This window comes from Escherichia sp. E4702 (genome assembly GCF_963883545.1).
In the GTDB taxonomy this organism is placed as follows: Bacteria; Pseudomonadota; Gammaproteobacteria; order Enterobacterales; family Enterobacteriaceae; genus Escherichia.
Genome location: NZ_CAWORF010000005.1, coordinates 37401 through 63598 on the forward strand (window position 1 = coordinate 37401; position 26198 = coordinate 63598).

General features: G+C 52.3%; 27 protein-coding genes and 1 other RNA gene. 18 read left to right on the forward strand and 10 right to left on the reverse strand.

The window, feature by feature from the left end; genetic code table 11:
• Positions 1-93 precede the first annotated feature (93 nt).
• Positions 94-153: a type I toxin-antitoxin system Ibs family toxin gene (locus AACU94_RS01600; RefSeq protein ID WP_100635201.1), complete on the forward strand. Its 60-nt coding sequence runs from the start codon at positions 94-96 to the stop codon at positions 151-153.
• A 100-nt stretch (positions 154-253) separates the two neighbouring features.
• On the opposite strand, the gene AACU94_RS01605 is transcribed toward AACU94_RS01600, so the two are convergent.
• The 3 genes from AACU94_RS01605 to zapA all read right to left on the reverse strand — a co-directional run bounded on the left by AACU94_RS01605 (position 254) and on the right by zapA (position 1431).
• The gene (locus AACU94_RS01605; RefSeq protein ID WP_135488807.1) at positions 254-856 is read right to left on the reverse strand and encodes a 5-formyltetrahydrofolate cyclo-ligase; all 603 of its coding nucleotides are present in this window, start codon (positions 854-856) and stop codon (positions 254-256) included.
• Positions 857-876: 20 nt separating this feature from the next.
• A non-coding RNA gene (ssrS, locus tag AACU94_RS01610) (6S RNA) lies at positions 877-1060 on the reverse strand.
• Between the two features lie 41 nt (positions 1061-1101).
• Positions 1102-1431, reverse strand: coding sequence for a cell division protein ZapA (gene zapA, locus AACU94_RS01615; protein ID WP_001276008.1), 330 nt, complete (start codon positions 1429-1431; stop codon positions 1102-1104).
• 167 nt (positions 1432-1598) lie between these two features.
• Between zapA and ygfB the strand changes: the two genes are divergently transcribed.
• The 4 genes from ygfB to ubiI are packed head-to-tail and all read left to right on the forward strand — an operon-like array spanning position 1599 to position 5928.
• The gene (ygfB, locus tag AACU94_RS01620; RefSeq protein ID WP_001295378.1) at positions 1599-2177 is read left to right on the forward strand and encodes a UPF0149 family protein YgfB; all 579 of its coding nucleotides are present in this window, start codon (positions 1599-1601) and stop codon (positions 2175-2177) included.
• Positions 2178-2202: 25 nt separating this feature from the next.
• On the forward strand, positions 2203-3528 hold the full coding sequence (gene pepP, locus AACU94_RS01625) for a Xaa-Pro aminopeptidase (RefSeq protein ID WP_130258053.1): 1326 nt from the start codon (positions 2203-2205) through the stop codon (positions 3526-3528).
• The gene (gene ubiH, locus AACU94_RS01630; RefSeq protein WP_135488808.1) at positions 3525-4703 is read left to right on the forward strand and encodes a 2-octaprenyl-6-methoxyphenyl hydroxylase; all 1179 of its coding nucleotides are present in this window, start codon (positions 3525-3527) and stop codon (positions 4701-4703) included. The genes pepP and ubiH overlap by 4 nt, the downstream gene beginning before the upstream one ends.
• 22 nt (positions 4704-4725) lie before the next feature.
• Entirely contained in the window at positions 4726-5928 is a 1203-nt protein-coding gene (gene ubiI / locus AACU94_RS01635) for an FAD-dependent 2-octaprenylphenol hydroxylase (protein ID WP_135488809.1), read from the forward strand.
• Between the two features lie 72 nt (positions 5929-6000).
• Here ubiI and AACU94_RS24670 read toward each other — a convergent pair whose 3' ends face one another.
• Positions 6001-6114: a hypothetical protein gene (locus AACU94_RS24670; protein WP_445298347.1), complete on the reverse strand. Its 114-nt coding sequence runs from the start codon at positions 6112-6114 to the stop codon at positions 6001-6003.
• 258 nt (positions 6115-6372) lie between these two features.
• On the opposite strand from AACU94_RS24670, the gene gcvT reads away from it, so the two are divergent.
• From gcvT to AACU94_RS01655, 4 genes are all read left to right on the forward strand, one after another.
• Positions 6373-7467 (forward strand): glycine cleavage system aminomethyltransferase GcvT, encoded by a 1095-nt coding sequence (gene gcvT / locus AACU94_RS01640; RefSeq protein WP_135488810.1) that lies wholly within the window; start codon positions 6373-6375, stop codon positions 7465-7467.
• 23 nt (positions 7468-7490) lie between these two features.
• Entirely contained in the window at positions 7491-7880 is a 390-nt protein-coding gene (gene gcvH, locus AACU94_RS01645) for a glycine cleavage system protein GcvH (RefSeq protein ID WP_001295377.1), read from the forward strand.
• A 118-nt stretch (positions 7881-7998) separates the two neighbouring features.
• The gene (gcvP, locus tag AACU94_RS01650; protein WP_135488811.1) at positions 7999-10872 is read left to right on the forward strand and encodes an aminomethyl-transferring glycine dehydrogenase; all 2874 of its coding nucleotides are present in this window, start codon (positions 7999-8001) and stop codon (positions 10870-10872) included.
• Positions 10873-11105: 233 nt separating this feature from the next.
• A complete protein-coding gene (locus AACU94_RS01655) occupies positions 11106-11849 on the forward strand; it encodes an SDR family oxidoreductase (RefSeq protein ID WP_135488812.1) in 744 nt (247 codons plus the stop codon).
• A gap of 56 nt (positions 11850-11905) precedes the next feature.
• Here AACU94_RS01655 and bglA read toward each other — a convergent pair whose 3' ends face one another.
• Positions 11906-13339 (reverse strand): 6-phospho-beta-glucosidase BglA, encoded by a 1434-nt coding sequence (gene bglA, locus AACU94_RS01660; RefSeq protein WP_167856175.1) that lies wholly within the window; start codon positions 13337-13339, stop codon positions 11906-11908.
• A 44-nt stretch (positions 13340-13383) separates the two neighbouring features.
• On the opposite strand from bglA, the gene yqfB reads away from it, so the two are divergent.
• Together yqfB and trhA are read left to right on the forward strand one after the other, a co-directional pair.
• On the forward strand, positions 13384-13695 hold the full coding sequence (gene yqfB / locus AACU94_RS01665) for a N(4)-acetylcytidine aminohydrolase (protein ID WP_135488814.1): 312 nt from the start codon (positions 13384-13386) through the stop codon (positions 13693-13695).
• A 163-nt stretch (positions 13696-13858) separates the two neighbouring features.
• On the forward strand, positions 13859-14518 hold the full coding sequence (gene trhA, locus AACU94_RS01670) for a PAQR family membrane homeostasis protein TrhA (RefSeq protein WP_130217956.1): 660 nt from the start codon (positions 13859-13861) through the stop codon (positions 14516-14518).
• Between the two features lie 194 nt (positions 14519-14712).
• On the opposite strand, the gene ygfZ is transcribed toward trhA, so the two are convergent.
• On the reverse strand, positions 14713-15693 hold the full coding sequence (gene ygfZ / locus AACU94_RS01675; RefSeq protein ID WP_135488815.1) for a tRNA-modifying protein YgfZ: 981 nt from the start codon (positions 15691-15693) through the stop codon (positions 14713-14715).
• Positions 15694-15944: 251 nt separating this feature from the next.
• On the opposite strand from ygfZ, the gene sdhE reads away from it, so the two are divergent.
• Together sdhE and AACU94_RS01685 are read left to right on the forward strand one after the other, a co-directional pair.
• Positions 15945-16211, forward strand: a complete 267-nt coding sequence (sdhE, locus tag AACU94_RS01680; protein WP_000354046.1) for an FAD assembly factor SdhE — start codon at positions 15945-15947, stop codon at positions 16209-16211.
• Positions 16192-16599 carry a protein YgfX gene (locus AACU94_RS01685; protein WP_135488816.1) on the forward strand — a complete coding sequence of 136 codons (408 nt, stop codon included), beginning with the start codon at positions 16192-16194 and terminating at the stop codon, positions 16597-16599. Before sdhE ends, AACU94_RS01685 begins: the two co-directional genes overlap by 20 nt.
• A 39-nt stretch (positions 16600-16638) precedes the next feature.
• Here the strand turns inward: AACU94_RS01685 and fldB are convergent, their stop codons facing one another.
• Positions 16639-17160, reverse strand: a complete 522-nt coding sequence (gene fldB, locus AACU94_RS01690) for a flavodoxin FldB (RefSeq protein WP_130207828.1) — start codon at positions 17158-17160, stop codon at positions 16639-16641.
• A gap of 111 nt (positions 17161-17271) precedes the next feature.
• Between fldB and xerD the strand changes: the two genes are divergently transcribed.
• The 5 genes from xerD to lysS all read left to right on the forward strand — a co-directional run bounded on the left by xerD (position 17272) and on the right by lysS (position 23358).
• Positions 17272-18168, forward strand: coding sequence for a site-specific tyrosine recombinase XerD (gene xerD, locus AACU94_RS01695; RefSeq protein WP_064529792.1), 897 nt, complete (start codon positions 17272-17274; stop codon positions 18166-18168).
• A 24-nt stretch (positions 18169-18192) separates the two neighbouring features.
• Positions 18193-18903, forward strand: coding sequence for a bifunctional protein-disulfide isomerase/oxidoreductase DsbC (dsbC, locus tag AACU94_RS01700; protein ID WP_130207826.1), 711 nt, complete (start codon positions 18193-18195; stop codon positions 18901-18903).
• Between the two features lie 5 nt (positions 18904-18908).
• A complete protein-coding gene (recJ, locus tag AACU94_RS01705; protein ID WP_130217944.1) occupies positions 18909-20642 on the forward strand; it encodes a single-stranded-DNA-specific exonuclease RecJ in 1734 nt (577 codons plus the stop codon).
• Positions 20643-20732: 90 nt separating this feature from the next.
• Positions 20733-21831, forward strand: a protein-coding gene (gene prfB, locus AACU94_RS01710; protein WP_096179399.1) for a peptide chain release factor 2 whose coding sequence is annotated in 2 segments (ribosomal slippage) — positions 20733-20807 and positions 20809-21831 — 1098 coding nt in all. Because the reading frame shifts where the segments join, the coding sequence is not laid out codon by codon here.
• 9 nt (positions 21832-21840) lie between these two features.
• A complete protein-coding gene (lysS, locus tag AACU94_RS01715) occupies positions 21841-23358 on the forward strand; it encodes a lysine--tRNA ligase (protein ID WP_135488817.1) in 1518 nt (505 codons plus the stop codon).
• Positions 23359-23576: 218 nt separating this feature from the next.
• Here the strand turns inward: lysS and idi are convergent, their stop codons facing one another.
• The 3 genes from idi to uacT form a co-directional block, all read right to left on the reverse strand.
• Entirely contained in the window at positions 23577-24125 is a 549-nt protein-coding gene (gene idi / locus AACU94_RS01725; RefSeq protein WP_135488818.1) for an isopentenyl-diphosphate Delta-isomerase, read from the reverse strand.
• Positions 24126-24247: 122 nt separating this feature from the next.
• Complete coding sequence (locus AACU94_RS01730; protein WP_130217940.1) at positions 24248-24373, reverse strand: hypothetical protein; 126 nt, start codon at positions 24371-24373, stop codon at positions 24248-24250.
• Between the two features lies 1 nt (position 24374).
• Complete coding sequence (gene uacT, locus AACU94_RS01735; protein ID WP_130207816.1) at positions 24375-25823, reverse strand: urate/proton symporter UacT; 1449 nt, start codon at positions 25821-25823, stop codon at positions 24375-24377.
• Positions 25824-26198: the final 375 nt, after the last annotated feature.

Genomic DNA, 26198 nt, shown 5'->3' on the forward strand with positions numbered 1-26198 from the left:
TGTGTTTATTCAAAGAGGATTTACGATGACGGGGCAGCACAGGGCTGTAACGGTAAAGCCCTCACCGAAGCGAGGGCTTAAAGGAGAAGGGTTATGATGCGACTTGTCATCATACTGATTGTACTGTTACTGATAAGTTTGCCAGCTTATTAACAGTCAGTCTCAGGGGAGGAGCAATCCTCCCTTACCCTTACTCACTAAATTAGGTCAAAGAATCAACGATGTCAATCAGGGCGATGCAGGTGTGTCGCCCTCACCACTCCCAGATTTTCGATGGCGTAACCACCGCAGGCAGCGGGACGTCCCATTCTTCTACGGGGAGTTTTTCCACCAACTGGCAATCATGGGCATAACCTACTGGCTGCATGTTGTAGTGCTGCCAGTTTTGCAATGTCCGATCATAAAATCCACCGCCCATTCCGAGGCGTTGACCGAACTCATCAAAGGCGACCAGCGGCGTTATCAGGACGTCTAATCGGGAAAGGGGTAGCACGTCACGCACGTCCAGTTTTGGCTCGTGGATCTTCAACCTGTTCATCACCAGTTCACTCTTAGGATGGTAATTCAGGAACAGTAAATTACCGGCACTAAAGGGATGTAAAACTGGAAGATACACGCGCTTACCTGCGCGCCAGAGTTGCTCTATGAGCGGCTGGGTGTCGAGTTCGCCATCAAAAGAGAGAAATATAGCGACCGTATGCGCCATCACAACAGGGGGATAACTCATCATCCGCATGGCAGCCAGCTGGCCCATTTCACGTTGTTGCTCCGGCGTTAACGCACGACGACGCTGCCGAATCATTTTACGGATTTCTTGTCGGGATAATGTCAGTGGGAGTTCTGGTAGTTGTGTCATGGCTGGTGCCAGATAAGAAGGGAATCTCCGAGATGCCGCCGCAGGCTGTAACCCTTGAACCCTTGGTTCAAGGTGAATGTGTCGTCGCAGTTTTAAGGCTTCTCGGACGGACCGAGCATGCTCACCAACCACGGAGCGCCACATTCTTGTGGTATGAAATATCGGCTCAGGGGACTGGCCCGCTTGCGAACATCTCAGAGAAATTTTGTCTTCACGGTTACTCTACCACAGTAAACCGGAAAGTGTCATTCAAAGTTTTGGTTCGTTTTTTCGGTGATGCGACCTTGTTCAAGTAACGCTTGTTCTATGGTCTGTTGCAGCATCCGAATACGCTGTTCCATACTTGCCGCGTAGTCACGAGTCTTCGCTTTTTCTTGCGCTAACTCATAGCTGATATTCAATGCGGCAATGAAGACCAACTGTTCAGTATTTGTGACTCTAGTGCGTTCTTTCAGATCTTGCAACCGTTGGTTCAGATCGTCCGCAGCCTGATTCAACGCATCCCTTTGGTCAGGCGGGCAGTTCACACGCAGTGAACGGCCAAAAATTTGGATATCGACGGGTTGTGCAGACATGCCACCTTCCTGCTGATTGACTGCGCTGCCTTCGCCTTCAGACCTTTGGTCTGCGAAGGGGCGAAACTATAGCTACCCTGGTGCAATGAGACAAGCCCTTTTCTGGTCCACCAGGGTCCAAAGTGATAGCATATCATGAATCTTCCTCCCTTTGATGCCGAATGCTTATGTCAATACAGAACGAAATGCCTGGTTACAATGAAATGAACCAGTATCTGAACCAACAAGGGACAGGTCTGACCCCTGCTGAGATGCATGGTTTAATCAGTGGGATGATATGTGGCGGTAATGATGACAGCTCCTGGCTGCCGCTGCTTCACGACCTGACGAACGAAGGTATGGCTTTCGGGCATGAACTTGCCCAGGCATTGCGCAAAATGCACTCTGCCACCAGTGATGCCTTGCAAGATGACGGCTTCCTTTTTCAGCTTTATCTGCCTGATGGCGATGACGTTAGCGTTTTCGATCGCGCTGATGCGTTGGCAGGCTGGGTAAATCACTTCCTGCTCGGTCTTGGCGTCACTCAGCCGAAGCTGGATAAAGTGACCGGTGAAACTGGCGAAGCCATTGACGATCTGCGTAACATCGCGCAACTGGGCTACGACGAAGACGAAGATCAAGAAGAGCTGGAAATGTCGCTTGAAGAGATCATCGAGTACGTCCGTGTTGCCGCGCTGTTATGCCACGACACCTTTACTCATCCGCAACCGACCGCACCAGAAGTACAAAAACCAACTCTACACTAAAAACAAAAAACGTAAGGAGAGTGTTATGAGTGAGATATCTCAGCAGGAATTTCAGCGCCGCCGTCAGGCCCTGGTGGAGCAAATGCAACCCGGCAGCGCCGCGCTGATTTTTGCGGCACCAGAAGTGACCCGTAGCGCCGACAGCGAATACCCCTATCGTCAGAACAGCGACTTCTGGTACTTCACCGGCTTTAATGAACCGGAAGCGGTGCTGGTGCTGATTAAAAGCGATGACACTCATAACCACAGCGTTTTGTTTAACCGCGTGCGCGACCTGACGGCGGAGATCTGGTTTGGCCGTCGTTTAGGTCAGGATGCCGCGCCAGAGAAACTGGGCGTTGATCGCGCTCTGGCGTTCAGCGAAATCAATCAGCAACTTTATCAACTACTTAATGGTCTGGATGTGGTTTACCACGCCCAGGGCGAATATGCATATGCTGATGAAATCGTGAATAGTGCGCTGGAAAAACTGCGTAAAGGCTCGCGGCAAAATCTCACCGCGCCAGCAACGATGATCGACTGGCGTCCCATTGTTCATGAAATGCGCCTGTTCAAATCGCCGGAAGAGATTGCCGTACTTCGCCGCGCGGGTGAAATCACCGCACTGGCGCATACCCGGGCGATGGAAAAATGCCGTCCGGGGATGTTCGAGTACCATCTGGAAGGCGAAATTCACCACGAATTCAACCGCCACGGTGCGCGCTATCCTTCCTATAACACCATTGTCGGCAGTGGTGAAAACGGCTGCATTCTGCATTACACCGAAAACGAGTGTGAACTGCGCGACGGCGACCTGGTGTTGATTGATGCTGGTTGTGAATATAAAGGTTACGCGGGCGATATCACCCGTACCTTCCCGGTCAACGGCAAATTCACCCAGGCCCAGCGCGAAATCTACGACATTGTGCTGGAATCTCTCGAAACCAGCTTGCGTCTGTATCGTCCGGGAACCTCCATTCAGGAAGTCACCGGGGAAGTTGTGCGTATCATGGTTAGCGGCCTGGTAAAACTCGGCATCCTCAAAGGTGAAGTCGATGAACTGATCGCTCAGAACGCCCATCGTCCTTTCTTTATGCATGGCCTTAGCCACTGGTTAGGACTGGATGTCCATGATGTGGGCGTTTATGGCCAGGAGCGCTCGCGCATTCTTGAACCGGGTATGGTGCTGACCGTAGAGCCTGGTCTGTATATTGCGCCGGATGCGGATGTACCAGAACAATATCGTGGGATCGGCATTCGTATTGAAGACGACATTGTGATTACCGAAAACGGCAACGAAAACCTCACCGCCAGCGTGGTGAAAAAGCCGGAAGAAATTGAAGCGTTGATGGCAGCTGCGAGAAAGCAATGAGCGTAATCATCGTCGGTGGCGGCATGGCGGGCGCGACGCTGGCGCTGGCTATTTCCCGGTTAAGTCACGGGGCGCTGCCGGTACATTTGATTGAAGCGACCGCGCCAGAGTCACATGCTCATCCGGGCTTTGATGGGCGAGCGATTGCGCTGGCGGCGGGTACCTGCCAGCAACTGGCGCGCATTGGCGTCTGGCAATCTCTGGCTGATTGCGCAACCGCCATCACCACCGTGCATGTCAGTGATCGCGGTCATGCCGGATTCGTCACCCTCGCCGCAGAAGATTACCAACTGGCGGCGCTGGGGCAGGTTGTCGAATTGCATAATGTCGGGCAGCGGCTGTTTTCGCTGTTGCGCAAAGCGCCTGGCGTAACGGTGCATTGCCCGGATCGCATTGCTAATGTTGTTCGTACCCCAGCTAACGTTGAAGTGACGCTGGAGAGTGGCGAGACGCTGACGGGCCGCGTGCTGATAGCCGCTGATGGCACCCATTCAGCGTTAGCCACTGTGTGCGGCGTTGACTGGCAGCAGGAGCCCTACGAACAACTGGCTGTGATTGCGAACGTTGCGACTTCCGTTGCGCACGAAGGCCGCGCTTTTGAACGCTTTACGCAACATGGTCCACTGGCGATGTTGCCGATGTCTGAAGGACGCTGTTCGCTGGTCTGGTGTCATCCACTGGAACGGCGCGAAGAAGTGTTGGCGTGGAGCGACGAGAAGTTTTGCCATGAACTCCAGTCTGCCTTTGGCTGGCGACTGGGGCAAATTACCCACGCCGGTAAACGCAGTGCTTATCCGCTGGCGTTAACCCGCGCCGCCAGACCGATTACCCATCGCACCGTGCTGGTGGGCAATGCGGCGCAAACCCTGCACCCGATTGCCGGGCAAGGATTTAACCTCGGTATGCGTGATGTGATGAGCCTTGCGGAAACCCTGACCCAGGCGCAGGAGCGCGCAGAAGACATTGGTGATTACGGCGTATTATGCCGTTATCAGCAGCGTCGACAGAGCGATCGCGAAGCAACCATCGGCGTCACGGACAGTCTGGTACATCTTTTTGCCAACCGTTGGGCGCCGCTGGTTGTCGGGCGCAACATCGGACTGATGACGATGGAATTATTCACCCCGGCACGCGATGTGCTGGCGCAGCGCACCCTCGGTTGGGTGGCGCGTTGAAGGCGGTTTTAAGGAATAAACAATGCAAAGTGTTGATGTAGCCATTGTTGGCGGCGGCATGGTGGGGCTGGCGGTTGCCTGCGGCTTACAGGGGAGCGGCTTACGCGTTGCCGTACTGGAGCAGCGCGTACCGGAACCTCTGGCGGCGGATGCACCACCACAACTGCGCGTTTCGGCTATCAATGCCGCCAGCGAAAAATTACTCACCCGTCTTGGCGTCTGGCAGGACATCCTCTCTCGCCGAGCCAGCTGTTATCACGGTATGGAAGTGTGGGATAAAGACAGTTTTGGTCACATCTCGTTTGACGATCAAAGCATGGGCTATAGCCATCTTGGGCATGTCGTTGAAAACTCAGTGATTCACTACGCGCTGTGGAACAAAGCGCTGCAGTCGTCAGATATCACCCTGCTGGCCCCCGCAGAATTACAACAGGTTGCCTGGGGGGAAAACGAAACCTTCCTGACGCTGAAAGATGGCAGCATGTTAACGGCGCGTCTGGTAATTGGTGCGGACGGCGCTAATTCCTGGTTGCGCAACAAGGCCGATATTCCGCTGACTTTCTGGGATTATCAGCATCACGCGCTGGTGGCGACCATTCGCACGGAAGAACCGCATGATGCGGTGGCGCGGCAGGTTTTCCATGGCGAAGGCATTCTGGCCTTTTTACCGCTTAGCGATCCGCATCTTTGCTCGATTGTCTGGTCACTGTCGCCAGAGGAAGCGCAGCGGATGCAGCAGGCAGGGGAAGACGAATTTAATCGCGCGTTAAATATCGCTTTTGATAATCGCCTGGGCTTATGCAAGGTTGAGAGCGAGCGTCAGGTGTTTCCGCTGACGGGGCGTTATGCGCGCCAGTTTGCCGCGCACCGTCTGGCGCTGGTGGGCGACGCCGCGCATACCATCCACCCGCTGGCGGGGCAGGGGGTAAATCTCGGCTTTATGGATGCTGCAGAGCTGATTGCTGAACTGAAACGGTTGCATCGTCAGGGTAAAGACATCGGGCAGTACATTTACCTGCGTCGCTATGAGCGTAGCCGCAAGCACAGCGCGGCGCTGATGCTGGCAGGTATGCAGGGATTCCGCGATCTGTTTTCTGGAGCTAATCCTGCGAAAAAACTGCTGCGTGATATTGGTCTGAAACTGGCCGACACGCTTCCTGGCGTTAAGCCCCAGCTTATCCGTCAGGCAATGGGATTAAACGATTTGCCTGAATGGCTGCGTTAAAAATTTCTCATCTTTTGTTTATTTGATACCCATCACACTTTCATCTCCCGGTTTTTCGCCGGGAGATTTTCCTCATTTGAAATAAACTAATTTCACCCGCAATTTCGCATTATATTTTCTAATGTCGTGAATTTTTGATTTAGTGATTTTTGACAATTTTTTAGTTCTTAATATCGATTTATTCAAAACTGTTTTATTAACTCGTTATGTTTGTTTGCAGGTACAGCGTTATTTGGTTTTTTGTCCTGTTGTCATTTTTGCAATTTTTAACCATAAGCTAATGTGATGATCAATTTTTCCTTATGGTTAACCGTCTGTTTCGGTGGTAAGTTCAGGGAAAAGAGAACGATTGCGTTGGGGACCGGGAGTGGCTCCAGTGCTGGGTTTCGTGGTGACAATTTCACCGCGAAAAGTTGTCAGCCCCGCTTATTCAATGAGGACAAGATGGCACAACAGACTCCTTTGTACGAACAACACACGCTTTGCGGCGCTCGCATGGTGGATTTCCACGGCTGGATGATGCCGCTGCATTACGGTTCGCAAATCGACGAACATCATGCGGTACGTACCGATGCCGGAATGTTTGATGTGTCGCATATGACCATCGTCGATCTCCGCGGCAGCCGCACCCGGGAGTTTCTGCGTTATCTGCTGGCGAACGATGTGGCGAAGCTCACCAAAAGCGGCAAAGCCCTTTACTCGGGGATGCTGAATGCCTCTGGCGGTGTGATAGATGACCTCATCGTCTACTACTTCACTGAAGATTTCTTCCGCCTCGTTGTTAACTCCGCCACCCGCGAAAAAGACCTCTCCTGGATTATCCAACACGCTGAACCTTTCGGCATCGAAATTACCGTTCGTGATGACCTTTCCATGATTGCCGTACAAGGGCCGAATGCGCAGGCAAAAGCTGCCACACTGTTTAATGACGCCCAGCGTCAGGCGGTGGAAGGGATGAAACCGTTCTTTGGCGTGCAGGCGGGCGATCTGTTTATTGCCACCACTGGTTATACCGGTGAAGCGGGCTACGAAATTGCGCTGCCCAATGAAAAAGCGGCGGATTTCTGGCGCGCGCTGGTGGAAGCGGGCGTTAAGCCATGCGGCCTGGGCGCGCGTGACACGCTGCGTCTGGAAGCGGGCATGAATCTTTATGGTCAGGAGATGGACGAAACCATTTCTCCTTTAGCCGCCAACATGGGCTGGACTATCGCCTGGGAACCGGCAGATCGTGACTTTATCAGCCGTGAAGCTCTGGAAGTGCAGCGTGAGCATGGCACAGAAAAACTGGTTGGTCTGGTGATGACCGAAAAAGGCGTGCTGCGTAATGAACTGCCGGTACGTTTTACCGACGCGCAGGGCAACCAGCATGAAGGCATTATCACCAGCGGTACTTTCTCACCGACGCTGGGTTACAGCATTGCGCTGGCGCGCGTGCCGGAAGGTATTGGTGAAACAGCGATTGTGCAAATTCGCAACCGTGAAATGCCGGTTAAAGTGACGAAACCTGTTTTTGTGCGTAACGGCAAAGCCGTCGCGTGATTTACTTTTTTGGAGATTGATTGATGAGCAACGTACCAGCAGAACTGAAATACAGCAAAGAACACGAATGGCTGCGTAAAGAAGCTGACGGCACTTACACCGTTGGCATCACCGAGCACGCTCAGGAGCTGTTAGGCGATATGGTGTTTGTTGACCTGCCGGAAGTCGGCGCAACGGTTAGCGCGGGCGATGACTGCGCGGTTGCCGAATCAGTAAAAGCAGCGTCAGACATTTATGCGCCAGTAAGCGGTGAAATCGTGGCGGTAAACGACGCACTGAGCGATTCCCCGGAACTGGTGAACAGCGAACCGTATGCAGGCGGCTGGATCTTTAAAATCAAAGCCAGCGATGAAAGCGAACTGGAATCACTGCTGGATGCGACCGCATACGAAGCATTGTTAGAAGACGAGTAACGGCTTTAATCCTCTTCTGCGGGAGAGGATCAGGGTGAGGGAAATTTACGCCTCACCCTCACTCTCTTCGCAAGGAGAGAGGTTCACAATTCACTGCACGTTTCAGGAACCATCGCTCATGACACAGACGTTAAGCCAGCTTGAAAACAGCGGCGCTTTTATTGAACGCCATATCGGACCGGACGCCGCGCAACAGCAAGAAATGCTGAATGCCGTTGGCGCACAATCGTTAAACGCGCTGACCGGCCAGATTGTGCCGAAAGATATTCAGCTTGCGACTCCGCCGCAGGTTGGCGCACCGGCGACCGAATACGCCGCGCTGGCGGAACTCAAGGCTATTGCCAGTCGCAATAAACGCTTCACGTCTTACATTGGCATGGGTTACACCGCCGTGCAGTTGCCGCCGGTTATTCTGCGTAACATGCTGGAAAATCCGGGCTGGTATACCGCGTATACTCCGTATCAACCTGAAGTCTCCCAGGGCCGCCTCGAAGCACTGCTCAACTTCCAGCAGGTAACGCTGGATTTAACCGGGCTGGATATGGCTTCGGCTTCTCTTCTTGACGAAGCCACTGCTGCCGCCGAAGCAATGGCGATGGCGAAACGCGTCAGCAAACTGAAAAATGCCAACCGCTTCTTCGTTGCTTCTGACGTTCATCCGCAAACGCTGGATGTGGTTCGCACCCGTGCCGAAACCTTTGGTTTTGAAGTGATTGTCGATGACGCGCAAAAAGTGCTCGATCACCAGGAGGTGTTCGGCGTGCTGTTACAGCAGGTCGGTACGACGGGCGAAATCCATGACTACACTGCGCTTATCAGCGAACTGAAATCACGCAAAATTGTGGTCAGCGTCGCCGCCGATATTATGGCGCTGGTGCTGTTAACCGCGCCGGGTAAACAGGGCGCGGATATTGTTTTTGGTTCGGCGCAACGCTTTGGTGTGCCGATGGGCTACGGTGGCCCGCACGCGGCATTCTTTGCGGCGAAAGATGAATACAAACGCTCAATGCCGGGCCGTATTATCGGTGTATCGAAAGATGCAGCTGGCAATACCGCGCTGCGCATGGCGATGCAGACTCGCGAGCAACATATTCGCCGTGAGAAAGCGAACTCCAACATTTGTACTTCCCAGGTACTTCTGGCAAACATCGCCAGCCTGTATGCCGTTTATCACGGCCCGGTTGGCCTGAAACGTATCGCTAATCGCATCCACCGTCTGACCGATATTCTGGCGGCGGGCCTGCAACAAAAAGGTCTGAAGCTGCGCCATGCGCACTATTTCGACACTTTGTGTGTGGAAGTGGCAGACAAAGCGGGCGTACTGGCGCGTGCCGAAGCGGCTGAAATCAACCTGCGTAGCGATATTCTGAACGCGGTTGGGATCACCCTTGATGAAACCACCACGCGCGAAAACGTGATGCAGCTTTTCAGCGTGCTGCTGGGCGATAACCACGGGCTGGAGATCGACACGCTGGACAAAGACGTGGCTCACGACAGCCGCTCTATTCAGCCTGCGATGCTGCGCGACGACGAAATCCTCACCCATCCGGTGTTTAATCGCTACCACAGCGAAACCGAAATGATGCGCTATATGCACTCGCTGGAGCGTAAAGATCTGGCGCTGAATCAGGCGATGATCCCGCTGGGTTCCTGCACCATGAAACTGAACGCCGCCGCCGAGATGATCCCAATCACCTGGCCGGAATTTGCAGAACTGCACCCGTTCTGCCCGCCGGAACAGGCCGAAGGTTATCAGCAGATGATTGCGCAGCTGGCTGACTGGCTGGTGAAACTGACCGGTTACGACGCCGTCTGTATGCAGCCGAACTCTGGCGCACAGGGCGAATACGCGGGCCTGCTGGCGATTCGTCATTATCATGAAAGCCGCAACGAAGGGCATCGCGATATCTGCCTGATCCCGGCTTCTGCGCACGGAACTAACCCCGCTTCTGCACATATGGCAGGAATGCAGGTGGTGGTTGTGGCGTGTGATAAAAACGGCAACATCGATCTGGCTGATCTGCGCGCGAAAGCGGAACAGGCGGGCGATAACCTCTCCTGTATCATGGTGACCTATCCGTCCACCCACGGCGTGTATGAAGAAACGATCCGTGAAGTGTGTGAAGTCGTGCATCAGTTCGGCGGTCAGGTTTACCTTGATGGTGCGAACATGAATGCTCAGGTTGGCATCACCTCGCCGGGCTTTATTGGCGCAGACGTTTCGCACCTCAACCTGCATAAAACTTTCTGCATTCCGCACGGCGGTGGTGGTCCGGGTATGGGACCGATCGGCGTGAAAGCGCATCTGGCACCGTTTGTACCGGGTCATAGCGTGGTGCAAATCGAAGGCATGTTAACCCGTCAGGGCGCGGTTTCTGCGGCACCGTTCGGTAGCGCCTCTATCCTGCCAATCAGCTGGATGTACATCCGCATGATGGGCGCAGAAGGGCTGAAAAAAGCAAGCCAGGTGGCAATTCTTAACGCCAACTATATTGCCAGCCGCCTGCAGGATGCCTTCCCGGTGCTGTATACCGGTCGCGACGGTCGCGTGGCGCACGAATGTATTCTCGATATTCGTCCGTTGAAAGACGAAACCGGCATCAGCGAGCTGGATATTGCCAAGCGCCTGATCGACTACGGTTTCCACGCGCCGACGATGTCATTCCCGGTGGCGGGTACGCTGATGGTTGAACCGACTGAATCTGAAAGCAAAGTGGAACTGGATCGCTTTATCGACGCGATACTGGCTATCCGCGCAGAAATCGACCAGGTGAAAGCCGGTGTCTGGCCGCTGGAAGATAACCCGCTGGTGAACGCGCCGCACATTCAGAGCGAACTGGTCGCCGAGTGGGCGCATCCGTACAGCCGTGAAGTTGCAGTATTCCCGGCAGGCGTGGCAGACAAATACTGGCCGACGGTGAAACGTCTGGATGATGTTTACGGCGACCGTCACCTGTTCTGCTCCTGCGTACCGATTAGCGAATACCAGTAATTTACTGATTCGACTATCTTCTAAAGGCGCTTCGGCGCCTTTGACACTGATGTCAAACTCAACATTGCCTGATGCACTTCGTTTATCAGGCCTACATAGTCTGTGCAATGTATTGAATTTGCACGATCTTGTAGGCAGGATAAGGCGTTCACGCCGCATCCGGCATAATAAAAGTACTTTGTCATCAATAATTTGAAAGGCGCTTTGGCGCCTTTATTTTTTGGGAAAAACAAATGGCTACAGCACTTGTGACCGGTGGCAGTCGCGGCATCGGGCGGGCAACTGCATTACTGTTGGCGCAAGAAGGGTATACGGTGGCGGTTAATTATCAACAAAACCTCCACGCGGCGCAGGAAGTGGTGAACTTAATAACGCAAGCCGGTGGCAAGGCATTTGCACTCCAGGCGGATATCAGCGACGAAAACCAGGTCGTCGCGATGTTTACAGCAATCGATCAGCACGATGAACCGCTAGCCGCGCTGGTCAATAACGCCGGGATCTTGTTTACCCAGTGCACCGTAGAAAACCTTACCGCAGAGCGAATCAACCGGGTACTTTCCACCAACGTGACGGGTTTTTTTCTCTGCTGCCGCGAAGCAGTAAAGCGTATGGCGCTAAAAAACGGCGGTAATGGCGGTGCTATCGTCAATGTCTCTTCAGTGGCCTCACTGCTGGGATCGCCGGGAGAATACGTTGATTATGCGGCATCGAAAGGGGCGATTGATACGTTAACCACCGGACTGTCTCTGGAAGTCGCTGCGCAAGGAATTCGCGTTAACGGCGTGCGGCCAGGGTTTATTTATACCGAAATGCACGCCAGCGGCGGTGAACCCGGACGCGTAGATCGCGTCAAGTCGAACATCCCCATGCAGCGCGGCGGACAGGCGGAAGAGGTCGCGCAGGCCATCGTCTGGCTGTTAAGTGATAAAGCCTCTTATGTCACGGGAAGTTTTATCGATTTGGCGGGTGGAAAATAAAACAGGAAAGTTATCTGACCGGATGCAACGAGTATTGCATCCGGTACTTCATCGACTTAAAGCTTCTCGCCGTTGCTGGCAATCACTTCTTTGTACCAGTCAAAGCTCTTCTTACGTGAACGCGACATATCGCCAGTACCGTCGTCATGTTTATTCACATAGATAAAGCCGTAGCGTTTGCTGTACTGCCCGGTAGTGAATGACACGCAGTCGATGCAGCCCCACGGTGTGTAGCCCATCAGATCTACGCCATCGTAAGTCACCGCTTTTTTCATCTCCTCGATATGGGCGCGCAGGTAATCAATGCGGTAGTCGTCGTTGATGCTGCCGTCTTCTTCCACTTTGTCGTAAGCGCCAAAACCGTTTTCGACAATAAACAGCGGCTTCTGATAACGCTCATACAATTCGCATAGTGCATAGCGCAGACCCACCGGATCAATCTGCCATCCCCAGTCAGATGCTTTCACATACGGGTTTGGTACGCTGCCTTCAAAACCAGAGATGGCATCGCCGGTGCCGCCTTCGGCCTTCACTGCGTTGGTCATGTAATAGCTGAAACCAAGATAATCGCAGGTGCCTTCGCGCAGTATATCCAGATCGCCATCTTCCATCTTGATGTTAAATCCGCGACGCTCCCACTCGTTCAACACATAGGACGGGTAATAGCCACGCAGCTGCACATCGGTAAAGACGTAGCGCTCGCGCATCGACTCCTGAGCGAACATCACATCGTCCGGGTTACAGGAGTAAGGATAGAGCGGCACCATCGCCAGCATACAGCCGACTTTCATCTCCGGGTTAATGCGACGCGCGGCTTTCACCGCCAGGGCGCTGGCGACAAACTGGTGATGCAGCACCTGATACATCGTCTCTTCCGGGTTTTCATGCTCGGTATAAACCACGCCGGAGCAGCAGTAACCGAACAGCGGCGCACGCCAGTTACGCTGGTTGTTAATTTCGTTGAAGGTCATCCAGTATTTGACTTTATGCTTATAGCGTTCAAATACCACTTCCGCGAAACGGACAAAGAAATCAACCACTTTACGGTTGGTCCAGCTACCGTATTGCTGCACCAGATGCAGCGGCATTTCAAAGTGGGAGAGGGTGATCACCGGTTCGATGTTGTATTTCAGCAGTTCATCGAACATATCATCGTAGAACTTCAGCCCTTCTTCGTTTGGCTGAGCTTCATCGCCTTTTGGAAAAATGCGTGTCCAGGCGATGGAAGTCCGAAAACATTTGAAGCCCATTTCGGCAAATAGTTTGATGTCTTCCTTGTAGTGACCATAAAAATCAACGGCTTCATGGTTCGGATAGTATTTGCCCGGCAAGACTTCTTTGGTGATTTCGCGCGGCACGCCGTGTGCGCCACCAGTCAGTACGTCACAAATACTCGGCCCTTTGCCGCCTTTGTTCCAGCCGCCTTCGACCTGATGAGCGGCTACTGCGCCGCCCCATAAGAAATCTTTCGGTAAGGTGAGTTTTTTCACTATCATAGGCTCCAAATGAGTCAATTCTTACAGGAAATAGTACCATGCAGCCAAACGACATCACTTTTTTTCAACGTTTCCAGGATGACATTCTGGCTGGGCGTAAAACCATCACTATTCGCGACGAGTCTGAATCGCACTTTAAATCGGGCGATGTGCTTCGCGTCGGGCGCTTTGAAGATGACGGCTATTTTTGCACCATTGAAGTCACCGCAACTTCAACCGTAACGCTGGATACTCTCACAGAAAAACATGCACAACAGGAAAATATGACTCTGGCTGAACTGAAAACGGTCATTACCGATATCTATCCCGGTCAGACACAGTTTTATGTGATTGAATTTAAATGTCTTTAAATTGAACTCACGCCTGTTAGTTGAAATTTCACATTTAATTTCATGATTTTTCGGAGATTACTCTCAAATCAGAATTTATTTTAGCTAACAGGTGTTCACTGGAACTATTCTCAGTTACGCTGGAGAAGTGTTCACGTGCGTGTACGTTTCTCCGGAGTAAGTTATGGTTCAGAAGCCTCTCATTAAGCAGGGATATTCGCTGGCAGAGGAAATTGCCAACAGCATCAGTCACGGCATTGGGTTGGTGTTTGGTATCGTTGGGCTGGTGTTGCTACTGGTTCAGGCGGTGGATCTTAATGCCAGCGCCACGGCGATAACCAGTTACAGCCTTTATGGCGGCAGTATGATCCTGCTGTTCCTCGCTTCGACGCTCTATCACGCGATTCCCCATCAACGGGCAAAAATGTGGCTGAAGAAATTTGACCATTGCGCAATTTACCTGTTGATTGCCGGAACCTACACGCCGTTTTTGCTGGTGGGGCTGGATTCTCCGTTAGCGCGTGGGTTGATGATTGTTATCTGGAGCCTGGCTTTGCTGGGGATTCTGTTCAAACTGACCATCGCGCACCGATTCAAAATTTTATCTCTGGTGACCTATCTGGCGATGGGCTGGCTGTCGCTGGTGGTAATTTATGAAATGGCAGTTAAGCTCGCGGCGGGCAGCGTTACCTTACTGGCGGTAGGCGGAGTGGTTTACTCGCTTGGGGTGATTTTCTACGTCTGCAAACGCATCCCCTACAACCACGCCATCTGGCACGGCTTTGTGCTCGGCGGCAGTGTGTGCCATTTCCTGGCGATCTATTTGTATATTGGACAGCCGTAATGGCTGTGCCTTTGTCGGCCTGAAAAGACACACAAGTGTCGCATCAGGCATCGGAGCGCAACTGCCGGATGCGGCGTGAACGCCTTATCCGGCCTACGGGCCGCTTCCCACTTGTGAAAAAGGCACCAAGTCCCAGGCCTGATAAGACGCACCAGCGTCGCATCAGGCAATAGATGCCCGAAGCGATACAGCGTTTACTCTTCCAGCGAATACGGCAGCGGTTCGATACGCAATGTATTCGCATCATCACGAACGCGGAAGATGCTGTCCGGTTCCATATCGTTATTCATGACGACCTGAACCACGACCTGACCATCTTCCAGTTTTACCGCAGCCAGCACCGTACCGGTACGACGCCAGTTTTCGCCCATTTTCAGCTCTAAGTCTTCACCAGCTGCCGGCAAACGGCTGGCGCTACCCGCCAGCAACCAGAGCGCGCGTTTGTTGGCTCCGCGGAACTTAGCTCGTGCCACCATCTCTTGCCCGGTATAGCAGCCTTTCTTAAAGCTGATACCGCCCAGCGCCTGAAGGTTAGTCGCCTGCGGGATAAACTGCCCACTGTTAGCAGCGTCAATAACAGGGAAACCCGCTTCAATGTTTAATGCCAGCCACTGTTGGCTATTATTCAGTTCCGCTTCACCGCGCAGTTTATCGGTCAAAGTATTAGCGGTAGCTTCATCGGTTACGATCAGAAAACGTTCTGCCGGGTGTTCAAACCATAGCAGTGTGGTCGCACCTTCTCTGACTACTTGTTTTTCCTTCGAAGGCATTTCGCTGAAGAGATTTTCCAGCGCGGCGCGTGCCTGAAAACCGGCAACACCGAGCAGCACGCGTTCATCGTCCGGCACGATGGTCACTTTAGAAAACACCGCATATTTTTTCAGTTCAGTCAGCTGCGAATCACGCACGCTGCGGCGTTCAATCCACGCAAAGCCATCGCCGTCGCGGAACAGACGTAAATTGCTCCACATTTTACCTTTGGCGTCGCAATGCGCGGCGAGCAAATGCTGGTCTTCTGTCATCTGGCTGACGTCTGCTGTCACCTGACCCTGCATATATTTTTCGCTGTCCGCGCCAGTAATGGTGGCAAGCGCCCAGTCATCAAGCGTCATCAGCGTCAGTGGTAAACGGGCAGAAGCCGTAGGCTGACGGGGAGGAAAAGGTGTAAAAGCCATAATGGAGTCCTGTGTAACAAACGGCGTATTAATGACTAATGGTAAAAGAGCTATGAGGCAATGCAAGTGCTTTCACTACGCGATCTGTGCCTTCTGATATGCTTTGCGAGGCGACATCCAAAAAAATGAAGCCATTGAATTGTTGCGGATTAATTTCGCGATCGCGATTGTGTTTACCGATATTCCCGCAAAAGAAGTCGAAAAACACGTTACAATAGCCAGGTACTGGATTTTCGTGAGACAGGAAGAAGATGGACATTAACAACAAAGCCCGCATTCATTGGGCATGCCGCCGTGGTATGCGCGAACTCGATATTTCAATCATGCCGTTTTTCGAACATGAGTACGACAGCTTAAGTGATGACGAAAAACGCATCTTTATTCGTCTGCTGGAATGCGACGACCCGGACCTGTTCAACTGGCTGATGAATCACGGTAAACCGGCCGATGCAGAACTGGAAATGATGGTCCGACTTATCCAGACACGGAACCGGGAACGTGGTCCTGTGGCAATCTGATTTGCGCGTCTCCTGGCGCGCACAGTGGCTTTCCTTGCTGATTCATGGGCTGGTTGCCGCTGTTATTTTACTCATGCCCTGGCCGCTCAGTTACACCCCGTTATGGATGGTGTTGCTTTCGCTGGTGGTGTTTGATTGCGTTCGCAGCCAGCGGCGCATTAATGCTCGTCAGGGGGAGATTCGCCTGTTGATGAACGGGCGTTTGCGTTGGCAAGGGCAAGAGTGGAGCATCGTCAAAGCGCCGTGGATGATTAAAAGCGGCATGATGCTGCGTTTACGTTCTGACAGCGGTAAACGGCAACATTTATGGCTGGCAGCAGACAGCATGGACGAAGCCGAATGGCGGGATTTACGGCGAATTTTGTTGCAACAAGAGACGCAAAGGTAAACATGACGGCAACGCTAATGCGCAAAGCCGTCAGTCACATCAGGCGTAATACTCTGCCATTTCGTTAAGGATTTGCTCACACCAGCTCTGAATACGCTCGTCGCTAAGGTCATACTGGTTAGTTTCATCCAGCGCCAGACCCACGAACAGCTGTCCGTCAGCAATCACCGGTTTCGGGCTGGTAAACTCATATCCTTCCGTTGGCCAGTAGCCGACGAACTTCACGCCTTTGGTCGAGAGTTTGTCATGCAGCATGCCGAGCGCATCAAGGAACCACTCGCCGTATCCCAGCTGATCGCCAAGCCCATATAACGCAACAATTTTACCTTCGAGGTTCAGGTCGTCGAGCTGATCCCAGACGGCTTCCCAGTCTTCCTGGATTTCGCCAAAATCCCAGGTCGGGATACCCAGAATGAGCACATCGTACTGCTCCATTAATTTCGGGGAGTCGTCCTTGAGGTTATGTAAGGTCACCAGTTCTGGGCCGATAATATCGCGGATTTTTTCCGCCGCCATTTCGGTGTAACAGGTGCTGGAACCGTAAAAAAGACCCATATTCATAACGTAAGCTTCTCGATTCTGCTGTGGCTTTTGCGGCTAGTGTATCAGAATCGCTTTAGTCACGGCACAATAAGGCATAATGGATCAAACGAGTAACGATAAGGGGCGCAAGTGAAACAAGATCTGGCACGCATCGAGCAGTTTCTGGATGCCCTGTGGCTGGAAAAAAATCTCGCCGAAAATACGTTGAACGCATACCGTCGCGATCTGTCAATGATGGTGGAGTGGTTGCATCATCGTGGGCTGACGCTGGCAACGGCACAAAGTGACGATTTGCAGGCATTACTGGCAGAACGGCTGGAGGGCGGGTATAAAGCCACCAGTTCAGCGCGTTTGCTGAGTGCAGTGCGCCGATTGTTCCAGTATCTTTATCGCGAAAAATTTCGTGAAGACGATCCCAGTGCGCATCTGGCTTCGCCGAAATTGCCCCAGCGTTTGCCGAAAGATTTAAGCGAAGCGCAGGTTGAAAGATTATTACAGGCACCTTTAGTCGATCAGCCTCTGGAGCTTCGCGATAAAGCGATGCTCGAAGTGCTGTATGCTACCGGGCTGCGTGTCTCGGAACTGGTTGGGCTGACAATGAGCGACATTAGTCTGCGCCAGGGCGTGGTACGGGTCATTGGTAAAGGCAACAAAGAGCGTCTTGTGCCGTTAGGTGAAGAGGCGGTCTACTGGCTGGAAAACTATCTGGAACACGGGCGACCATGGCTATTGAACGGTGTGTCGATTGACGTGCTGTTTCCCAGCCAGCGCGCTCAGCAGATGACGCGCCAGACCTTTTGGCACCGCATTAAACATTATGCCGTGCTGGCGGGTATCGATAGCGAAAAGCTGTCACCGCATGTGTTGCGTCATGCCTTTGCCACTCATTTGTTAAATCATGGTGCGGACCTACGCGTGGTGCAGATGTTGTTGGGCCATAGCGATCTCTCCACCACGCAAATTTATACGCATGTCGCTACCGAGCGTCTGCGGCAACTTCATCAACAGCATCACCCACGGGCGTGATGTCTGAAAAGAACGGGAAGATTTATGAAGAAAGGTTTTATGTTGTTTACTTTGTTGGCGGCGTTTTCAGGCTTTGTTCAGGCGGATGACGCGGCAATTCAACAAACGTTAGCCAAAATGGGCATCAAAAGCAGCGATATTCAGCCCGCACCCGTGGCTGGTATGAAGACAGTTCTGACTAACAGCGGTGTGCTGTACATCACCGATGATGGTAAACATATCATTCAGGGGCCAATGTATGACGTTAGCGGCACGGCTCCGGTCAATGTCACCAATAAGATGCTGTTAAAGCAACTGAACGCGCTTGAAAAAGATATGATTGTTTATAAAGCGCCGCAGGAAAAACACGTCATCACCGTGTTCACCGATATTACTTGTGGCTACTGCCACAAGCTGCATGAGCAGATGGCAGACTACAACGCGCTGGGGATCACCGTGCGTTATCTCGCTTTCCCGCGCCAGGGGTTGGAGAGCCAGGCTGAGCAACAAATGAAAGCCATCTGGTGTGCGAAAGATAAAAATAAAGCGTTTGATGATGTGATGGCGGGTAAAAGCGTCGCGCCAGCCAGTTGCGACGTGGATATTGCCAACCATTACGCGCTTGGCGTCCAGCTTGGCGTCAGTGGTACTCCGGCGATTGTGCTGAGCAACGGTACTCTGGTGCCGGGCTACCAGCCGCCGAAAGACATGAAAGAATTCCTCGACGAACACCAAAAAATGACCAGCGGTAAATAATTCGCGTGAAACAACAGATAAAACTTCGTCGCCGTGAAATCGATGAAACGGCAGACCTGCCTGCTGATCTGCCGCCCTTGCTGCGTCGTTTATACGCCAGCCGGGGCGTGCGTAGCGCGCAGGAACTGGAACGCGGTGTTAAAGGCATGCTGCCCTGGCAGCAACTGAGCGGCGTCGAAAAGGCCGTTGAGATCCTTTACAACGCTTTTCGCGAAGGAACGCGGATAATTGTGGTCGGAGATTTCGACGCCGACGGCGCCACCAGTACCGCCCTTAGCGTGCTGGCGATGCGTTCGCTTGGCTGCGCCAACATCGACTTCCTGGTGCCGAACCGTTTTGAAGACGGTTACGGCTTAAGTCCGGAAGTGGTTGAGCAGGCGCATGCCCGTGGCGCGCAGCTGATTGTGACGGTAGATAACGGCATTTCCTCTCACGCGGGCGTTGAACACGCTCGCACGCTGGGCATTCCGGTTATTGTTACCGATCACCATTTGCCGGGCGATACGTTACCTGCGGCGGAAGCCATTATTAACCCTAACTTGCGTGACTGCGGCTTTCCATCGAAGTCACTGGCAGGCGTAGGCGTCGCATTTTATCTGATGCTGGCGCTGCGCACCTTTTTGCGCGATCAGGGCTGGTTTGATGACCGTGGCATTGCAATCCCTAATCTGGCGGAATTGCTGGATCTGGTGGCGCTCGGGACGGTGGCGGACGTGGTGCCGCTGGATGCGAATAACCGTATCCTGACCTGGCAGGGCATGAGCCGAATCCGCGCCGGGAAGTGCCGCCCTGGGATTAAAGCTCTGCTGGAAGTGGCAAACCGCGATCCGCAAAAACTCGCCGCCAGCGATTTAGGTTTTGCGTTGGGGCCACGTCTCAATGCTGCCGGGCGACTGGATGATATGTCCGTCGGTGTGGCGCTGTTGCTGTGCGACAACATCGGCGAAGCGCGTGTGCTGGCAAATGAACTCGATGCGCTAAACCAGACGCGCAAAGAGATTGAACAGGGAATGCAGGTTGAGGCGCTGACTCTGTGCGAGAAACTGGAGCGAAGTCGCGACACGCTGCCCGGCGGGCTGGCAATGTATCATCCTGAATGGCATCAGGGGGTTGTCGGTATTCTGGCTTCGCGGATTAAAGAGCGTTTTCACCGTCCGGTTATTGCGTTTGCGCCAGCGGGAGACGGTACGTTAAAAGGTTCTGGACGCTCCATTCAGGGGCTGCATATGCGCGATGCGCTGGAGCGCTTAGACACGCTCTATCCGGGCATGATGCTCAAGTTTGGCGGCCATGCGATGGCGGCAGGCCTGTCGCTGGAAGAGGATAAATTCGAACTTTTTCAGCAACGCTTTGGCGAACTGGTTACCGAGTGGCTGGACCCCGCATTATTACAGGGTGAAGTCGTCTCCGACGGCCCGTTAAGCGCTGAAGAGATGACCATGGAAGTGGCGCAGCTGCTACGTGATGCTGGCCCGTGGGGGCAGATGTTCCCGGAACCACTGTTTGATGGCCATTTCCGCCTGCTGCAACAGCGGTTGGTAGGCGAGCGTCATTTGAAGGTGATGGTCGAACCGGTCGGCGGCGGTCCACTGCTGGATGGTATTGCTTTTAATGTCGATACCGCCCTCTGGCCGGATAACGGCGTGCGCGAAGTGCAACTTGCGTACAAGCTCGATATCAACGAGTTTCGTGGCAACCGCAGCCTGCAAATTATCATCGACAATATCTGGCCAATTTAGCGTCATCTTCTCTATAAAAAAGAGCGTGGATTCGGTACAATCCCGCTCTTATCACCGCATTTTGACTAGCTCAATAAAAGAAATCAGACCATGTTTGAAATTAATCCGGTAAATAATCGCATTCAGGACCTCACGGAACGCTCCGACGTTCTTAGGGGGTATCTTTGACTATGACGCCAAGAAAGAGCGTCTGGAAGAAGTAAACGCCGAGCTGGAACAGCCGGATGTCTGGAACGAACCCGAACGCGCACAGGCGCTGGGTAAAGAGCGTTCCTCCCTCGAAGCCGTTGTCGACACCCTCGACCAAATGAAACAGGGGCTGGAAGATGTTTCTGGTCTGCTGGAACTGGCTGTAGAAGCTGACGACGAAGAAACCTTTAACGAAGCCGTTGCTGAACTGGACGCCCTGGAAGAAAAACTGGCGCAGCTTGAGTTCCGCCGTATGTTCTCTGGCGAATATGACAGCGCCGACTGCTACCTCGATATTCAGGCGGGGTCTGGCGGTACGGAAGCGCAAGACTGGGCGAGCATGCTTGAGCGTATGTATCTGCGCTGGGCGGAATCGCGCGGTTTCAAAACTGAAATCATCGAAGAGTCGGAAGGTGAAGTGGCGGGTATTAAATCCGTGACTATCAAAATCTCCGGCGATTACGCTTACGGCTGGCTGCGTACAGAAACCGGCGTTCACCGCCTGGTGCGTAAGAGCCCGTTTGACTCCGGCGGTCGTCGCCACACGTCGTTCAGCTCCGCGTTTGTTTACCCGGAAGTTGATGATGATATTGATATCGAAATCAACCCGGCGGATCTGCGCATTGACGTTTATCGCGCGTCCGGCGCGGGCGGTCAGCACGTTAACCGTACCGAATCTGCGGTGCGTATTACTCACATCCCGACCGGGATCGTGACCCAGTGCCAGAACGACCGTTCCCAGCACAAGAACAAAGACCAGGCCATGAAGCAGATGAAAGCGAAGCTTTATGAACTGGAGATGCAGAAGAAGAATGCCGAGAAACAGGCGATGGAAGACACCAAGTCCGACATCGGCTGGGGCAGCCAGATTCGTTCTTATGTCCTTGATGACTCCCGCATTAAAGATCTGCGCACTGGGGTAGAAACCCGCAACACGCAGGCCGTGCTGGACGGCAGTCTGGATCAATTTATCGAAGCAAGTTTGAAAGCAGGGTTATGAGGAACCAACATGTCTGAACAAAACGCACAGGGCGCTGACGCGGTAGTCGATCTTAACAATGAACTGAAAACGCGTCGTGAGAAGCTGGCGAACCTGCGCGAGCAGGGGATTGCCTTCCCGAACGATTTCCGTCGCGATCATACCTCTGACCAATTGCACGCAGAATTCGACGGTAAAGAGAACGAAGAACTGGAAGCGCTGAACATCGAAGTTGCCGTTGCTGGCCGCATGATGACCCGCCGTATTATGGGTAAAGCGTCTTTCGTTACCCTGCAGGACGTTGGCGGTCGCATTCAGCTGTACGTTGCCCGTGACGATCTGCCGGAAGGCGTTTACAACGAGCAGTTCAAAAAATGGGACCTCGGCGACATCCTCGGCGCGAAAGGTAAGCTGTTCAAAACCAAAACCGGCGAACTGTCTATCCACTGTACCGAGCTGCGTCTGCTGACCAAAGCACTGCGTCCGCTGCCGGATAAATTCCACGGCTTGCAGGATCAGGAAGCGCGCTATCGTCAGCGTTATTTGGATCTCATCTCTAACGATGAATCCCGTAACACCTTTAAAGTGCGTTCGCAAATTCTGTCCGGTATTCGCCAGTTCATGGTGAACCGCGGCTTTATGGAAGTTGAAACGCCGATGATGCAGGTGATCCCTGGCGGTGCCGCTGCGCGTCCGTTCATCACCCACCATAACGCGCTGGATCTCGACATGTACCTGCGTATCGCGCCGGAACTGTACCTCAAGCGTCTGGTGGTCGGTGGCTTCGAGCGTGTATTCGAAATCAACCGTAACTTCCGTAACGAAGGTATTTCCGTACGTCATAACCCAGAGTTCACCATGATGGAACTCTATATGGCTTACGCGGATTACAAAGATCTGATCGAGCTGACCGAATCGCTGTTCCGTACTCTGGCACAGGATATTCTCGGTAAGACGGAAGTGACCTACGGCGACGTGACGCTGGACTTCGGTAAACCGTTCGAAAAACTGACCATGCGTGAAGCGATCAAGAAATATCGCCCGGAAACCGATATGGCGGCTCTGGACAACTTCGACTCTGCAAAAGCGATTGCTGAATCTATCGGCATCCACGTTGAGAAGAGCTGGGGTCTGGGCCGTATCGTTACCGAGATCTTCGAAGAAGTGGCAGAAGCACATCTGATTCAGCCGACCTTCATTACTGAATATCCGGCAGAAGTTTCTCCGCTGGCGCGTCGTAACGACGTTAACCCGGAAATCACTGACCGCTTTGAATTCTTTATCGGTGGTCGTGAAATCGGTAACGGCTTTAGCGAGCTGAACGATGCAGAAGATCAGGCGCAGCGCTTCCTGGATCAGGTTGCCGCGAAAGATGCGGGCGACGACGAAGCGATGTTCTACGACGAAGATTACGTCACCGCACTGGAACATGGTTTGCCGCCGACAGCAGGTCTGGGTATTGGTATCGACCGTATGGTAATGCTGTTCACCAACAGCCATACCATCCGCGACGTTATTCTGTTCCCGGCAATGCGTCCGGTAAAATAAGCATTACGTTATGCTCACAACCCCGGCAAATGTCGGGGTTATGACTTTTGGCAAATGCAAAATTGCCTGATGCGCTACGCTTATCAGGCCTACATCGCCTCTGCAATATATTGCATTTTCACGACTTTGTAGGCCGGATAAGGCGTTCACGCCGCATCCGGCATAAAACAGCGAGCACATTGTCAGCAATCTGTTACCTCGGCAACCGTCGGAGTTTTTTATTTAATCTGTGTAAATGCAGACAATCGTTTTCTGGCTTCGCGATTTGTCGCCTGCATCACCATCCACGGACTGAACGCCCACGATGTGGCATCAATACCGTGTAATACATCTGCTAAATCACACCATTGATAATCCATCACTTCATCACCGTTGGGCTGTAACGCGCTGGTAATTCGTGCGGCAAAGACTGGACACATTTCATTTTCGACAATGCCATTCGGGTCAGTGGCGCGATAGTGGAAGTCTGGATAAACCGATTCGGGTGACGTTATTTCCACGCCCAGTTCATAGCGGCAACGGCGGATTACCGCCTCTTCATTGCTTTCACCCTGTTGTGGATGACCGCACACCGAGTTAGTCCACACGCCTGGCCACGCTTTTTTGCTTAGTGCGCGGCGGGTAACCAGCAGTTGTCCCTTAGCATTAAATAGCCAGCAGGAGAACGCGAGATGTAATGGGGTGTCTGCCGTGTGTGCGGCATATTTTTCCAGCGTACCCGAGGGGACTCCCTGTGCATTTAGTAAAATGACGTGTTCCGTTTGCATAATTTCTCACATGTAATTCTAATCACTCGTCATTATAGATAACTGAAGAGTCAAATGATTAACCAAGTGAGTGTTTATCGGCATCCGCCCGTTTTGAACGGATGCTGACAGAGAAAGGTCATTTAAAAAAGCAGCATCATATATTTGAAGCGACTTTCAATAGCCATTGCCACGCAGTCAGAAATGACAGGAATGGAGATCATTAAGAGTAATAACAGACTGAATATAGTGCGTATTAATAGGTTCATATCATTCACCATGCTCATTTTTCTTTAGCTTGCGCATCAAAAGCCACATACGCACTGTTCTGACTTTTAAATCTTTATCAGAGACAGATTCCTTCACCAGATCGGCATGATGCTGATAACCATTGAAAAAGACATTCAGCACCACCGCGCTGATAGTCGCCAACATAATGCCGCTATGTAACAACGGTTGCAGTACCGCCGGTAACTTAGAAAAGAAATCATGAGAAAGCGTCGGGGTCATACCCACGCCAAGGCTAATAGCCACGATATACAGGTTGTAGCGGTTGGTGGTGTAGTTACAGCGCGACAGAATGCGGATCCCCGTCGCCAGCACCATACCGAACATTACTAATCCTGCACCGCCTAGTACAAATTGCGGAATGGAAGCTACCAGCACCGCCATTTTGGGCACCATCCCGAACATGATTAATATAATCCCGGAAGAGATACACACCCAGCGACTGTGAACGCGCGTCACGCTGACCAGGCCAACGTTTTGCGAAAAGGAAGTATGCGGGAAGCTGTTAAACGTGCCGCCGATCATTGTCCCTATGCCATCTACGCGTAGCCCGCGAATAATGTCTTGTGAAGAAAGTTTTCTACCGACAATTTCCCCCAAGGCCAGGAACATCCCCATCGACTCAATAAATACGATGATTAACACAGCGGTCATGGTCAGAATGGAAACCGGATCGAAAACTGGCGTACCAAACGACATTGGCGTGACAATTGCGAACCACGAAGCATCATTCAGCCCAGACAGATTCACTTCATTCATCATCCACGACAACAAGAAGCCAAATACAATCCCCAGTAATACGGCGACATTGGACATAAATCCTTTGGCGTAACGGGTGATAAGCAAGATGAAAATTAAGACGGCGAAGGAAATGGTTAAATAAACCGGATTGCCATATTGTGGATTGCCTTTACCGCCAGCAGCCCAGTCAATGCCTACCTGAATAATACTCAGTCCGATAGAGGTAATAACCACACCGGTAACTAACGGTGGGAATAAAGGCATTAAGCGACCAATAAGTGGTGCTAATAGCGTGGTGATAAAACCGGCCGCAATGGTCGCGCCAAAAATCCCCAGTAGACCGATATCCGGGTTCATCCCAATGGCAATCATTGGCGTTACAGCCGCAAAGGTCACCGACATAATCACCGGCAGGCGAATTCCCATAAAGCGACCAATGCCGATACATTGCAATAATGTGACGATACCGCAGCAAAAGAGATCGGAGCTAATCAGCATTGCGATAGCTTCTTTCGAGAGTCCGAGTCTGTCACCAATCATCAGTGGGACGGCGACTGCGCCTGCGTACATAACAAGGACGTGTTGCAGACCGAGTATGATCAGCTTTCCTGGTGATAATATGCGGTCCACCTCATCCGTTGGGCGGTCTTGCCCTGAAGATGAGGGAATTTGAGAATCTATGGCGCTCATCAGTCTTTCTCCTTTCGCTCGCCAGAGTAAAAAGCAACCGTTTACGTTCACTAAAACTCTTTAATGACATGCTCGTGGGATGCCAGTTTTCACAAGGAGGGGACGTTACAAGATGGAAATGCGGGGGCAATCACATAATCGGGATTAAACCGAGAAAATGAGAATAAAAATAGACAATGAAATTATCTTTAATTTTCTCATATTGATATTTCATTAATCATTCTGGCATGTCGCACTCTCGTATTTAATACTTTTTATCCGGATGGCATTTTTTTGAACGGCGATGTTTAAATCTTGAAAACGGCACAGATTGAGGGGCGATAATTTGATATCTCTCACAAAATTATAATTAAAACTGACTCGTTTCCTCATATA